At 45.1% G+C, this 14257-nt stretch carries 15 protein-coding genes; all 15 read left to right on the top strand.

Annotated elements, in window-relative coordinates; genetic code table 11:
• Positions 1 to 196: 196 nt before the first annotated feature.
• The 15 genes from V5J77_RS24430 (at position 197) to V5J77_RS24360 (ending at position 14246) form a co-directional block, all read left to right on the top strand.
• Positions 197 to 2236, top strand: coding sequence for a helicase-related protein (locus V5J77_RS24430; protein WP_338553390.1), 2040 nt, complete (start codon positions 197 to 199; stop codon positions 2234 to 2236).
• 425 nt (positions 2237 to 2661) lie between these two features.
• Positions 2662 to 3162 carry a hypothetical protein gene (locus V5J77_RS24425; protein ID WP_338553389.1) on the top strand — a complete coding sequence of 167 codons (501 nt, stop codon included), beginning with the start codon at positions 2662 to 2664 and terminating at the stop codon, positions 3160 to 3162.
• A gap of 388 nt (positions 3163 to 3550) precedes the next feature.
• Positions 3551 to 3970, top strand: coding sequence for a flagellar protein (locus tag V5J77_RS24420; RefSeq protein WP_338557049.1), 420 nt, complete (start codon positions 3551 to 3553; stop codon positions 3968 to 3970).
• Between the two features lie 118 nt (positions 3971 to 4088).
• The gene (gene flgM, locus V5J77_RS24415; protein ID WP_338553388.1) at positions 4089 to 4367 is read left to right on the top strand and encodes a flagellar biosynthesis anti-sigma factor FlgM; all 279 of its coding nucleotides are present in this window, start codon (positions 4089 to 4091) and stop codon (positions 4365 to 4367) included.
• Positions 4368 to 4383: 16 nt separating this feature from the next.
• Positions 4384 to 4881 (top strand): flagellar protein FlgN, encoded by a 498-nt coding sequence (locus V5J77_RS24410; protein WP_338553387.1) that lies wholly within the window; start codon positions 4384 to 4386, stop codon positions 4879 to 4881.
• 15 nt (positions 4882 to 4896) lie between these two features.
• The gene (gene flgK, locus V5J77_RS24405; protein ID WP_338553386.1) at positions 4897 to 6429 is read left to right on the top strand and encodes a flagellar hook-associated protein FlgK; all 1533 of its coding nucleotides are present in this window, start codon (positions 4897 to 4899) and stop codon (positions 6427 to 6429) included.
• Positions 6430 to 6475: 46 nt separating this feature from the next.
• Positions 6476 to 7399, top strand: a complete 924-nt coding sequence (gene flgL, locus V5J77_RS24400) for a flagellar hook-associated protein FlgL (RefSeq protein WP_338553385.1) — start codon at positions 6476 to 6478, stop codon at positions 7397 to 7399.
• A gap of 93 nt (positions 7400 to 7492) precedes the next feature.
• Complete coding sequence (gene fliW / locus V5J77_RS24395; protein WP_338553383.1) at positions 7493 to 7942, top strand: flagellar assembly protein FliW; 450 nt, start codon at positions 7493 to 7495, stop codon at positions 7940 to 7942.
• Position 7943: 1 nt separating this feature from the next.
• Positions 7944 to 8180 (top strand): carbon storage regulator CsrA, encoded by a 237-nt coding sequence (gene csrA / locus V5J77_RS24390; RefSeq protein ID WP_338553382.1) that lies wholly within the window; start codon positions 7944 to 7946, stop codon positions 8178 to 8180.
• A 122-nt stretch (positions 8181 to 8302) separates the two neighbouring features.
• Positions 8303 to 9070, top strand: a complete 768-nt coding sequence (locus V5J77_RS24385; protein WP_338553381.1) for a flagellin — start codon at positions 8303 to 8305, stop codon at positions 9068 to 9070.
• Between the two features lie 160 nt (positions 9071 to 9230).
• Complete coding sequence (locus tag V5J77_RS24380; RefSeq protein ID WP_338553379.1) at positions 9231 to 9620, top strand: flagellar protein FlaG; 390 nt, start codon at positions 9231 to 9233, stop codon at positions 9618 to 9620.
• A 15-nt stretch (positions 9621 to 9635) separates the two neighbouring features.
• Positions 9636 to 11120 (top strand): flagellar filament capping protein FliD, encoded by a 1485-nt coding sequence (gene fliD, locus V5J77_RS24375; protein WP_338553378.1) that lies wholly within the window; start codon positions 9636 to 9638, stop codon positions 11118 to 11120.
• 16 nt (positions 11121 to 11136) lie between these two features.
• Positions 11137 to 11529 carry a flagellar export chaperone FliS gene (gene fliS, locus V5J77_RS24370; protein ID WP_338553377.1) on the top strand — a complete coding sequence of 131 codons (393 nt, stop codon included), beginning with the start codon at positions 11137 to 11139 and terminating at the stop codon, positions 11527 to 11529.
• Positions 11529 to 11852: a hypothetical protein gene (locus V5J77_RS24365; RefSeq protein WP_338553376.1), complete on the top strand. Its 324-nt coding sequence runs from the start codon at positions 11529 to 11531 to the stop codon at positions 11850 to 11852. Before fliS ends, V5J77_RS24365 begins: the two co-directional genes overlap by 1 nt.
• A 138-nt stretch (positions 11853 to 11990) precedes the next feature.
• On the top strand, positions 11991 to 14246 hold the full coding sequence (locus tag V5J77_RS24360; protein ID WP_338553375.1) for a 6-hydroxymethylpterin diphosphokinase MptE-like protein: 2256 nt from the start codon (positions 11991 to 11993) through the stop codon (positions 14244 to 14246).
• Positions 14247 to 14257: the final 11 nt, after the last annotated feature.

Here is a 14257-nt window from a genome sequence, read left to right as displayed (position 1 = left end):
GTAAAATAGTTCTATAGAAGTTATTTTACGCTGCGGCGGGGATAACGATAACATGGGATGAAGCACATCTTAATGACGCTGGAGCGTCGTTTGGATGTGCTTTTTTATTTGGGCCGTGCTCAGAGGCACATCCCTTCTGGATAGTGGAGTTCACACAAGAATCGCGTGAGAAAAAATAAGGGAGGATAAGCCAAATATGAAGGCTAACGTTTACGTGATTTACAAGGGGAAGCAGTTCGGATGGCTTGCCTTCGCGACTATTGCTATTGAGGCGGACAGACTATTCTGGAGTGATTTGGCAGAGAAAACGCCATACGAAGAGCAGCGGAATCCAGTGCTTTTGGGTGAAAGGCTGCCGCTTGATTTAGCCTGCCAGGCCGCAGAGCTGTTTAATTCCGGCAGGCATCCTGAGGGAGAACACGGGAGCGCAGCCGAGATGCTCAGAAGCTTGGCCGTTGTCATTCAGCGTGCGGCAGGGGAGGGCAGATATGCTCATAAGAGCAGCTGGTTAAGCCGAATCTCGGCGTATGTAAGCCAGTGGAGCAGCAAGGGGAAGAACGCTGCGGGGCAAGCAACGCTGGAAAGTCCGGCAGGGTTGATTGCTGCCAAGGCGCTGCAAGGTCAGGGCGGTTGGATGCTCGCTGCGGATAGCCGCGAGCGCGGGGGGACGGCGCGCGGCGTGGAACGCGCGCCAGTGCAGGCGCTTGCCGCCGCTGCGCAGCAGGCCGCAGCGGCGCTGCAAGGCCGTGCGCTGCTGCGCGGCGAAGCGCACGCACTGCTTGAAGGGACAGCGCCTGCGGCAGCTGGCCCTGCCGTGGACAAGGACGCTGCGCTGCAGCTTGCGTCCTTGCTGGGCTTGATACAGCTGCGCAGCGCTGTATCAATGGGGGCCAGCCGCGAAGCAGGCTGGCCACATCGCGGGCTTCGCTGCCTGCGTTGCGGCAGCGGAGAAGAGCAGCTGCACAAGGCGCCCTGTGCAGCCTGTGGGCGAGAGGCATGCGCGTATTGCACCGCATGCCTCTCAATGGGACGCAGCCGCGAATGCGAGCTGCTTATATTAGGCGGAGCTGGCACCGCCAGCAGCTCCGCTTTCAAGCTTTCGCCCCCAAAGCAGCGACTCGCGCGCTGGGGGCTAAGCCCTGCCCAAGCAGCGGCGGCAGAGTCCGCGCTTCATTTTATAGAGCGTCCTGCTCCAAGCCGCTCAGCCTATGAAACGTCTCGTGTTGCTCTAAACCGCACCTCGGACGTCAATCAAACCAGCTTCCTATTATGGGCGGTTACCGGCGCTGGCAAAACGGAAATGACCTTTCCGCTTGTGGAGTCGATACTACTTCGTGGGGGAAAAGCATTAATAGCTACACCCCGAAGGGATGTTGTGCTGGAGCTGAATCCACGCATTAGAAGGGCATTTCCCAAATGTAGTGTGGTTACGCTGTATGGCGGCAGCGAGCAACGGTGGGAGCAAGGAGATATTACGCTTGCGACGACGCATCAGCTGCTGAGATTTAACCAAGCATTTGACTTAGTCATTTTAGACGAGCTGGACGCTTACCCGTACCACAATGACCCTCAGCTTCATTATGCTGCGGAGAAAAGCTGTTCCCCAACAGGAAAAAGGGTGCTGCTGTCCGCGACGCCTCCAACCGAGCTACAGCGGCTGGCACGACGGGGAAGGCTTGCCCATGCGAGAGTGCCTGTACGTTTTCATCGCCACCCGCTCCCCGTTCCAAGGCTGCTCCGAACACCGAAAGTGGAGCAAATGCTGGCAAAGCTTCGGCTTCCGAGTCAGCTTCAAGAAGCGATGCTGTTTTCCTTGAAACGAGGAGCCCAGCTATTTGTCTTTGTACAGCGCATTTCGCAGGTTGAACGTATGGTACAGCTTTTGCAGAAGGCGCTTAAGCACCTCGAAGTAGCAGGTACCTCTTCACAAGATAAGGAGAGGGCGGACAAGGTTCAACGTTTTAGAGCAGGGAAAATTCGCATTCTGGTGACGACTACCATTTTGGAGCGCGGGGTAACCATTCCAAGAAGCGATGTTTTTATTTTGGATGCAGACGGACAGCTGTTTGATGAGGCCTCGCTTGTGCAGATGGCGGGGAGAGCCGGAAGATCCAGCGAGGATCCGCAGGGCAATGTTATTTTTTGCGCCAAAGAACGTACTCGCTCCCAGATGATGGCTGTCCATCATATTAAAAAGATGAATCGTATCGCACGAGCAAAAGGCTATATCAGGTAGGGAATCGAGAAGGATGGGGACGCTTTATAAAGGAGGCTTACGTTGAGATGAACAGGCTCACAATATACCGTTTAGGACAGAGGCTTACTAATTATATGGGTCATATTTTGAGTCTGCTGGGCCCATCTGCTGAGCTCTGTCCATTATGCGGCAAAATCGCAAGACCGCTACAGGCAGGGGGATTTGTCAAAGATCTAAAGAAACAAAAAATATGGTCGATATCCTTTGCAAAGCTGTTATGTGGTAATTGTTTGGAAAGCATTCCTTGGATACGTTTTGTGAAATGCCGGATATGTGGCAGGGCTGTGGCGTGCTCTGACTGCATCAGGCGCAGTAATGCTGCCTTTCTTCTTAACAGGAGCGCGGTACAATATAGCGAGCAGATGCGGGAGCTTTTAGCTAAGTATAAATATCGGGGAAATGAATTGCTGGAGCCCTATTTAGGAGAAATGCTGCTGCACCCGCTCACTGAGATGACTCGTGAGCTGATGGGAAGGCTTGGTATCCGAGCGGGAAATCTGTCGTCTACTATGTGGCACGCCATTACTTATGTGCCCGTTAGCGATGAGAGAGCTGAAGAACGTGGTTTTAATCAGGCGGAAAGGCTGGCAGCATGGGTTTCTCGAAGCTGTGGGATCCCGCTAGTAAACTTATTGGTACGCCAAAAGCATTCAGCCAAGCAAAGCTTTAAAACGCGCTCGGAGAGAATGCGCGATATGCAAAATATTTTTGAAATTGAACGGGAAGGGCTGGAAGGTTTGGTACAATGCTTTTCCAAGTCTGCCTCGCAAAACGCACCGATGAGGCTGTTGCTTGTGGACGATATCTATACGACAGGAAGTACCATTCAAGCTTGCTCGGAGGTTATTCATAGAGGGGTATCCTGCCCTTTAGAAATATACGCTTTGACTTGGGCGCGTTCCTGAAGTCGATTGGGAATATATTTCTGATTATTCTAATTCAATATAAACCGCGTGCACCTTTGTTTTCAAATGTCTAAATCTTAAATGAGTGATTAATAAATGGCCGCAATGGTTACGCCATAATCTCAATGCTTTATCACATTCAGCTTCTTCTGGTATAAAAGAAGATTTGTATCCGCAGCGGGTATATTTGTTTATGAATCGTTCATTAAGCCCTAAATGAGATGGAAAGCTGGGGAAGATAGCGTGTAGAAATGAAAGAGTGAAAGCTAGCGGGATACAGCCTGTAATAGGATTGTAAAAAGATAACTAGTGAATTTTACCTTTTTTTCAGCTAGAATAGAGCTAATCATAACTTTAAAAGGTAGATCAGGGAGGTCGGAAATTAATGATGAATTTAGATAATTGCCCACGCTGCGGCAAGCTGTTCTCCAAAAACTTTCGTGACGTCTGTCCGGCTTGCATTAGAGAAATAGATAAAGAGTATGAGCTTTGCTCCGATTACTTGCGTAAAAACAAAGGCACAAATATAAATGATTTATCCAATGAAACAGGAGTCTCCGTCCGCCAGATTACGAAGTTTGTTCGAGAAGGCAGAATTTCGATTATGAATGCGCCAAATATGTCCTATCCGTGTGAGGTTTGCGGTACGCTCATAAGGGATAATAATATGTGTGACAGCTGTAGATCGCGTTTAATTAGCGATACAGGGAAGATGCGCAGCGAGGATGCCAGAAGGGCTGAGGAGCTGGAAGCACAGAAGGCTAACCAGAACATTTACAAAGGCTTGGACCGCTATAAGGATCGTTAGAATTTATTAATATTTGTCAATCGTCGATATAACTATAAATTTCTTGGGGAATAAGCCGATAATACTGTTAAAGGTTATCGGCTTATTAGCATGTGTCCAAATAAATGAGGTGAACAAATTGAAGATAAATGAACCTGGTCGTATAAACTCGATTAATCAGTACCAGAAGAAGAATGAAATGGCAGTGAATAATGCCAATAAGAAGCAGAAGAAGGATGAGGTGCAAATCTCAGCCGCCGCGAAGGAGATGCTCTCTACGAGTCAGACGAATAGCCCCGAACGCGCCAAGCAAATTGAGAGCTTGAAGCAATCCATAGCATCTGGAACGTATCATGTTGAATCAGGCAAGCTGGCTGAGAAGCTGCTTCCGTACTTCGGCAACAATCCAAGCGAATGAGGACAGGTGAACGGAGATGTCTCTTGAGTTAATCGCAGATACTCTGCAGCAGCAGTTAAAGCTCTATAGAACCCTGTTGGAAATTGAACAGAGTAAGAAGGACATGATTATTCAGAATGATGTTCTGCAATTAAATGTGCACACTCAGAAGCAGAAGCTGCTTGTTGCGAAGGCAGAAGAGCTTGAGCGTATGCGAACCCAGCTGACCTCCCGCTATTTTAAAGATATCGGTTTTAGAATCCGCAGCGGTATTTTAGCTGAGCTGATTCGCTCCGTCACTGATCCTGTCATTAAATCACAGCTGATGGAGATGCACGGTCAGCTCAATACGGTATTGGCTCAGCTTAAGGAAGCAAGTACTTTAAATCAGCAATTAATTAAGCAATCGTTGTCCTTTCTGGATTTCTCAATCAGCCTGATGATGGATGACCCGAATGAGGATCTTGTCTATCAGCACCCGATGAATCAATATCCAGGCAGTAAGCGCAATGGATTATTTGATAGTAAAGCATAAGGAGGAGACAAGCAGATGACCTCAACTTTTCATTCATTAGAAACATCGAAGCGAAGCTTGATCACGCAGCAGGTTGCTTTGACTACGCTCAGCCATAACATTGCAAACGCCAACACAGAAGGCTACACACGGCAGAAAGTTACAATGGTGGCCACTCGTCCAATGGAAGCGTATGGCATGACGAAATCCACAGCACCCGGTCAAATCGGAACAGGTGTCGAGTATACATCTATTACACGTATCCGCGATGCCTTTCTGGATGCGCAGTACCGCGATCAGTCGGATATTGCTGGGACTACCTCTGTACAAATGGATACACTAAGCAAGCTGGAGGGCTTCGTTAACGAGCCATCGGAAACTGGTATTCGTACCGTGTTATCGGACTTTTGGAACGCATGGTCTGATCTGAGTAAAGATCCGGAGAACGTAACCGCTCGCGAAATTTTGGTAGAGCGTACACAGGCTCTTACGGATACCTTTAATGGTCTTAGCAAACAGCTTTCCGATTTGGATGCGGACATTAATATGACGATTGAAACGTCTGCCGAGCAAATTAACTCGATGATTGGCTCAATTGCTTCATTAAATGATCAAATTAAGAAAATTGAATCGCTTGGCGATAACGCTAATGATCTTCGCGATCAGCGCGATCTTCTGACGGATAAATTATCCAAAATGGTGAATGTAACCGTTACAGATACGGAAGACGGCTATACGATTAATATGGGCGGCGCGAATCTGGTAACTGGCGGAGAAACTACTCCGGTAAATGCAATTTCACTTGAGCAGTCATACGATAACGGGACGTTGACAGGTGGAGAAGTCCACGGAATGTTTACCTCCTTAGATATTGCAGCCGAGTTTACTGGCCAGTTGGATACGCTTGCGAATACGATTGTAAACGGACAGTTTCAGGTCACGATTCCAAAGGGCTCTGTTCTGCCTGGTACAACAGTACCAACAACGGCAGATCAATTGATGACCGTCAATGGTATTAATGGTCTGCACCAGCTAGGCTATACGCTGGGTAATCCGGCTACATCCGGGCAACCGTTGTTTACGGTGAAGACGGGCTTTACCTCGATTACGGCGGCGAGCATTGAAATCAATTCCAACATTGCTGCGGACTCCAACCTGATTGCTTCATCTATGCGGACAACAACGGATGGTGCTGGTGTCTCTACCGTTGTAAGTGGGAATAATAGCTTGGCGCTTCTAATGTCGCAAATGACAGAAGTCAAGTTTTCATTTGATGAGACGGCAACAGGCGGCGGGATAAAGGAAGCGACTCTAGGCGACTTTTATAGTGCTTTGGTTGGTGCGCTTGGAGTTAAGAGTCAATCTGCTGCACGGGAAAATACAAACGCGGAAGCTCAGCTGGCTCAGGTAGACGGTAGCCGGATGTCCATTAGCGGCGTTTCGCTGGATGAGGAAATGTCCGATATGATTAAATATCAATATGCTTACAGCGCGGCGGCACGCTTCATGACGACATTCGATGAGATGCTGAATAAGCTCATTAATAATACGGGTGTAGTGGGACGTTAATTTTAATTAGAATAATACTTTTCTCCAAACAGGGAGGTTTTAAGTAATGGCTCTTCGTATTACGCAAGGTATGATGCATGCCCAGCTCACAAGAAATATAAGCAAAAATTTAAATAAAATGTCCGATATTCAGAATCAGTCCTCCACAGGCATGAAGCTGCATAAAGCATCTGATGATCCTGTCGGCATTACCTATTCCCTTCGCTATCGTACGGAACTGAGTTCCAATGATCAGTATGAGAAAAATACAGATCAAGCTTTGTCCTGGCTAGACTATACGGATAGCGTTATTAATCAGGCTGGCGATGTTTTGCAGCGTGTTAAAGAGCTTGCGACTCAAGCAGCTAACGGTACCAACCCTCAAGAGGCGCTTGATGCTATTAAAAGCGAAATTGAAGAACTAAAAAGCCAATTGGTGGACATTGCGAACAGCAAGTTTAACGGCAAATATATTTTTAACGGAGAAAATTTCACAACTGTTCCATTTGATACGTCAGCAGCCGGTTTTGATCCTAAAGCTATTGAAACCGATTCAGAAAGCGTGAAATATGCTTTAGGAGCGAATGTCACAATTGGAATTAGCTTGACTGGCAACGCAGTATTTGGCGACGCGGACCCGGCGGGTACCGGGACTAATGTATTCTCCGTGCTGGATCGGTTAATGACAGCTATGACGCCTCCAACGACAGACTATGATGCGATATCTAATGAAATTCCTAATATCGAAACAAGCATGGACCGTATGTTGAACGCTCGCGCGGCGGTAGGCGCTAAAGTCAACCGGGTGGAGCTGATGCAAAACCGTATTGCTGACTTTAAGCTAAGCCTCACAGACATGCAATCCAAAGTTGAGGATGCCGATTTGGAGCAGGTGCTGATTGACTCGACAACCGCTCAAAATATTTATGAGGCTTCATTATCTGTTGGCGCTAAGGTAATTAGCAAATCATTGGTGGATTTTTTAGGCTAAGCTTTTAGGGGTGAAATATTATAGAACAGAAGCTATGGAATCCGTGATGGTGCCGTAGCTTCTTCCTTTTTTATTACAGAGGGTGGAGTGTGAATGAACATGATTATGGAGACAACACGATTCGGAGCGCTTGAATACGGTTCAGAGCAGATTATTTCTTTTGTCACAGGTATACCGGGCTTCAAGCAATATGTGACATTTATGATCGTTACAATAGAGGATAGTCCTTTCCAGTACCTACAGTCGCTTGAAAATGGGGAATTGGCTTTTATCATTGTATCGCCGTTTGAATTTTACCCCGATTATGAATTTGATTTGTCTGAACAAGTGAAGGACGAATTAAAAATCACCGAGGAGGAGGGGCTGGAAATCTATAATATTGTGAGGGTTCCTGAGGAGCTGTCTTCAGCAACAATTAATTTGCTAGCTCCTATCATTATTAATGGACCAAAGCAGCTTGCTGTACAGTACATTTTATCCAATAGCCCTTATTCCACTCAGCATCAGCTGTTTAGCAAAAATGCTGTGACAGGAGGGGAATAGAATGCTTGTGCTATCAAGAAAAAAAGGAGAGTCTATTCTCATCGGCGAGCATATTGAGCTCACTGTTTTGGAGGTAGTAGGGGATACGGTGAAGCTGGGCATTAAAGCGCCCAAAGAAGTCGGGCTGCTGAGGAAAGAGCTCTATGTATCGGTTGAAGAAATGAATATGACCGCAGGGGATTCAGCCATTACGGCGAGTGAGCTGAAGGATCAATTTAAAAATCTCAAAAAAAAATGATTTTGCTATAAAGTCTTGGTTAAATATGCCGATAAATATTATAGAGCGGGTTGAGCTTAACGGCTTGATCAGCTAACCACAAGGATGTGGGACTAAACAACCATTTCAGGGAGGAAATAACAATGCGTATTAATCACAACATCACAGCTTTGAACACTCACCGCAACATGACTTTGAACAATGCTGCTGCAGGTAAAAACATGGAGAAGCTGTCTTCCGGTCTCCGTATCAACCGTGCGGCGGACGATGCTGCTGGTTTGGCAGTATCCGAAAAAATGCGTGGTCAAATCCGTGGTCTTGAGCAAGCTCAAAAGAACGTTCAAGACGGCGTATCCTTCGTACAAACAGCTGAGGGCGCAATGAACGAAGTTTCTGCAATGTTGACTCGTATGAAAGAGCTGAATGTTCAAAAACTGAACGGTACTTACAGCTCCGGCGACAAAGCCAACATTGATGTTGAGTTGAACGAGCTTGGTTCCCAAATCTCGAGCATCATGACGGACACTAAATTTAACGGCATTAATATCACTAGCGGCGCTACTATCCAATCCGATGATGCATCGCAAACAATCTCCATCGGCAGCATTACAACTTCTGACTTCAGCTCCCTGAGCTCCTCGAGCAGCTTGTCGACAGTTGAAAATGCAATCAAATCGGTATCGACTGAGCGCGCTAAGCTTGGTGCGGTTCAAAACCGTCTGGAATACACTTCCAACAACTTGGGTACAACTGTTGAAAACCTGACTGCTTCCGAATCCCGTATTCGTGACACAGACATGGCTAGTGAAATGGTTAAGCTTACGAAGAACAACATTCTTCTTCAAGCTTCCCAATCGATGCTTGCTCAAGCAAACTCGCAACCACAAGGCGTTCTGTCCTTGCTGCAATAATCGTTGCTCTGAGCGGAGAGGCCTTAGATTATCTAGGGCCTCTTTTTCTATAATTAAAACGGTAAATGAGCTTGAAAAAGCGAATTTAGACTAATAAAGTATGTGATTCAATCCGATATTAAATATAGATGACTAAATTTATTTGAGGTGGGGAATGAAGATGAATATTTCATCTGTAAATACCACAACCGGCTATGCATCCGATAAAGCGGCGGGTGCCGCTTCTATAAAACCGATTACTGGAGCTGTAGGAGCTCTATCTGGCCCAGGAACGACGATTGATGGCTTTGCAGAGGTTGCTTCCATTCAAGGAGATGCCAGGCAGCTCGCCAAAAATGTAGATCGTGTCATTGAATCTATTAGCGGTCCAGATACGATGGTCGATCGCTCGGTACACGAGGAAACGAACCATATCGTTTATAAAATACGGAACAAGGATACCGGGGAAGTCATTCGGGAAATTCCGGAAGAAAAGCTGCTGGATATGGCCGCCAAGCTAATGGAGCTTAATGGACTTGTAAATGGCATTTTAATTGACGAAAAAGTTTAGAAGGAGGTATACGATATGGCTAATCGAATTACAGGCTTGGCTTCAGGCATGGATGTCGACAGCATGGTGAAGGAGATGATGAAGGCTCGACGCGCCAGCTACGACAACATGATTAAAAAACGGACGAAGCTGGAATGGCAGCAGGAGGATTACCGGACATTAAGCAGTAAAATCGTTGATTTCCGCAACAATAAATTATCAAGCTTTAACTTGTCCTCGGCAATTAGCGCAAAAACCTCGCAGGTTAGCGGAGATGCTAACACTTTGACGATCAATTCCACTAGCTCTACGGCAAGTGGGGCTTTGAACGTAAAGGTAGACGAGGTAGCGACGGCCGGTTACAATCTTTACTCTTTTTCGGCTGCTGATAAGGGGAAATCATTGGAGGATTTAGGTTTTTCTTTGTCCGGGGCAGGAGCAAGCACTGTGGATGTTACAATCAACAATAAAACGATTAAAATAAATAAAGATGCAACACTAAGCGATTTATCAACAGCTATTAATGCAAGCTCAAGTACATTGAAAGCAACAGCGCTTTATGATGTAACTTCAGGTAAATTTTCTATTACATCTACACAAACTGGGGAAAATCAACTTTCTATTACAGATACTGTATTTTCTAGTCGATTATCTGCTTTGGAGAGTAATGCGGGCTCAGATGCGAAAGTGACCATAAACGGAATTAGTTATAATCAGGCGGGCAATCGATTCGATCTTAACGGGTTCGATTTTACGGTCAAAGCTAAATCTGCATCAGCTATCCCTACAACCATTACGGCGGTACAGGATACATCCAAAATTATTGATACGATTAAATCGTTTGTAACGGAGTATAACAGCTTGATTGGATCCATTAATTCAGAGCTTTCAGAGGCGGTTAATCGTACTTATAAGCCGTTAACATCCGACGAGAAGAAGGAAATGACTGAGGATGAAATAAAACAATGGGAAGAAAAGGCTCGCAGTGGAACTTTGCGCAATGATAGCATTTTGAGTGGAATGCTTTCAAACTTCCGTATTGCCGCCACCCCGTTAATAGCGGGAATTGTTGATAGCAGTGGAAACAAATTATCTATCGGGATAACCACTGGCAGCTACTCGGAGAAGGGGAAGCTGGTACTAGATGAAAGCAAGCTGAGAGCAGCGCTGGAAACGGAACCGGATAAGGTCATTTCCCTTTTCACCGCTAAAGGTACTGATACTTCACCAAATAGTTCCACATCTGGCGTGTTCGCCAAAATGAGCGCAACCTCGATGACGGCTATAAAAAGCTTATCATCTAAAGCAGGTACGTCTCTGGTTAGCTCGGACGCAAGTGCAGCTTTTCTTGAGAGCTCGCTAATGAGTACGCAAATTCGGGCCATGAAGGATCAGGAAAGCCGTATGCTTTCGAGGCTGAACGCAATTGAAAATCAGTATTTTAAGCAGTTCAGTGCAATGGAAAAGGCAATCAGCAGCTTTAATACACAGTCTTCCGCATTATCGAGCTTTTCTAGCTAAGAAGGAGTGAAACGAATTGTTAAACTCGCCGTATCAAGCTTATCAGCAGTCCTCTGTTCAGACAGCGACACCTGGCCAGTTAATCATTATGCTTTTTGAAGGGGCTGTCCGATTTACACGGGCAGGAATAGACGGCCTGGAGAAAAAGGATTATGAAGCAACAAACAAAAATCTAAAAAAAGCCCAAGCCATTGTGCATGAGCTTATGGCGTCTTTGGATGCGGGTTATGAAATTTCTAAAGAGCTTTCACGTATTTACGAGTATTTGCTGCATTTGTTGATTGAAGCTAATATGAAAAAGAATGTAAAAGCAGCAAATGAGGCTCTTGGCTATTTACAGGAATTCAGAGATACTTGGAAGCAGGCGATGAAAGCGGCTATTTCCGAATCACCAACTGGTGCATCGTAATGCTAGCCTCCTTACAATCTCTCTATGCTCAGACCCAGCATATGGTTGAGCAAATTCAAGAAACAAGCTATGAAGAGCTCGTTCAGCTTATAGATGTAAGAACGGAAGTTCTATGCGCGTTGCAGCAGGCCGAGGTTTCAGAGGAAATGAAGACGGTAATTCGTTTGATCGGCGAGTATGACAATATTCTTTTGGAGCGTATGCATTTTTTAATGGGGGAGGCTTCTTCCGGATTGAACAGGATGAAGACTCACCGCCTGCAAAAGCAAAAGTATGAGCAAGCTTATACTTCGGAAAGCTATTTTGTTGATTACAAAGAATAATGATACCATTTTACTAGATATAGCTTTTATGAGACCGTCGGAACTATGCTCTGGCGGTTTATATTTTTATCGGAAAAGTTTATATGTTATTTTCTGCGTTTAAAATAAACGATATGTATATTGGGGGAGCTTTTACATATGGAGCAGCAGCAGTTGGACATAGAAGAAGTTATTGAGGACATCAGTGTTTTTTTGCCAAAGCTGATTGCTGCCTCCGAAACCGTTCAAGTATTGTTATATGAGTCTTTGGCTGATGCATTTTGGGATTCTTTCGCTGAAATCGTAGAAGGAATGGATGACTTATACCGGACCTTAAATGCTATTGATAGCCATCTGCAAGAATGGCAGGTATTTTGTGCTTTGCAGGAAACTATACTGCGGTTTTCATCTGAGCTGGAAGAAGGTTTCGGGCAACTGAATGCTTATATGGATAACGAAAATTATATGGATGCTGGAGACTGCCTAGGCTTTGAACTCATTCCAATGCTTCGACAGCTTGCAGTAGAGCTTGGGGGACATGCAGGGCGCCAAGCAGAGGCGGTGCTATTTCAATCCAACCTCGAGTATTTGGCTGGGAAATTCCCTGAGGTCTATAAACAGATCACTGCATGTTCTAGAAATCGGGAATATTATCAAACTATCCATGCAAGAAACGGTCAGCCCAATTTATGCATCGTAACAGTAGATGGGAAGCCCTCTTTTTTATACAGCAAATATGATCCGCAAAATGAGATAGCTCATTGGATAAAAAACATTCAGCAAAAAGTGCAAAATAAAAGCGACATTATTATTTATGGGACAGGGTTTGGATATCATCAAGTCAAGTATGCCCAGGCATTTCCTGAGCACAAGCTGCATTTTTATGAGCCGGATGTACAGATTTTAATTGCAGCAATGCATCAGGTAGAGCTTAAGCAGTGGCTTGATCTACCCAATGTGAAAAACTTTGTTGTTGGAGGTAATGCAACTACAAGAGGAGGTATGTTTTATACCTACCTGAAATATTTAAAGGGAGAGCCGGAAATTATTGCTCTTCCCGTGTATGAGAAATTAATGAAAGAAGAGGTATTGGAATTTAGCAATGATGCTAAAATTGCCATTATGAACTATGGAAGCTCTTATCGCATGTATGAGAGATTTGGCATGGAGTGGCTTGAAAATAGCATGTACAATTTGCCTGCGACGTTAGCAAGCCCATCGATTCAGCAGCTGGAAAATAAGTTTGCCGATGTGCCAGCCGTTATTGTAGGAGCGGGTCCGTCCCTTTCCGCAGATATTGAAAATCTAAAAAAACTTAAGCAGCATGCCTTTATTATTGCTGCCGGATCATCGATACAATCCTTGCTTCATTTTGGCATTAAACCGCATTTGATTGTAAGTATGGATGGAGCCGAATCAAACTATCAGGCTTTTAGACATTTGGACATTAAGGGGATTCCTCTTTTATATACACCACAGGTGAAATATCGCATCTTGGAGGAGAAGAAAGATAGATTAATGCATGTTCACTTTAAGAATGATTCTGTCACAAAATATTTTATGCAAGTGACGAGTGACGATCCTATTTTCTTATCGAGCCATTCTGTGACAGGAACAGCTATTCAAGCTGCAGCTTATATGGGCTGTAAGGAAATTATTTTTGCTGGTCAGGACTTGTCTTATTCTGAAGGTGCAATGTATGCGTCAGGAGCGAAGCATGTCTCGGAGAGTTACATAGAAAAAACGGTTTCTGCAGCGGAGTTAACGGTAGAAAATGTGAATGGAACATTAAATCGAACAAATAAAATTATGAAGCTTGTATTAGCTGATGTGGAAGATTTTCTGGAAGGGCTCTCCGATATTCGTTTTGTGAATACATCGCGATACGGTGCGCGTATTCGGCATACGAGCTTTGAAACGATGGACAAGGTGCTGCTGCGTCTGCAAAATAACAAGCTGCCAGAAAATTTTTTGATTACAGCCATGGAGAGCATGAGCGGCTATTCTGCAGAGAAAAGGAAAAAAGTGACGGTTGCTCTCACTGAGCTGCCGCAGCAGATGTTCGTATACGAGGAGCACTTAAAAAGAATTAAAAGAAATATTGGGAAAGCGGTCGAAAATAGCCGGAAAAATCCGCAAAAAAGTGCAGAGACTATACAGTCAATCAACAAAGATTGGCAAGCGATTGTAGCCAGTGTACCTTTTACTGCTTTTGGTTTTATGCTTTTCCGTAATGAACTAAATGAGTTCGAACGAGATTTGCCTGAGCTAGCGAATGAGCAAAATATAATCAAAAAATCTGATTTAGCTCAAACTATTATGCTGCCGCTGATCACGAAAATGCTGTATAAAGTTCCAGATTTGAAAGAAGTGGTGGAAGGTACGTTGCACAGGCTGAAGGAATATACCAGCTAGAAAAGAGGCCC

The sequence above is a fragment of the Paenibacillus sp. KS-LC4 genome, from assembly GCF_036894955.1.
In the GTDB taxonomy this organism is placed as follows: Bacteria; Bacillota; Bacilli; order Paenibacillales; family Paenibacillaceae; genus Pristimantibacillus.
This window is presented reverse-complemented; position numbering and strand designations above follow the sequence as displayed.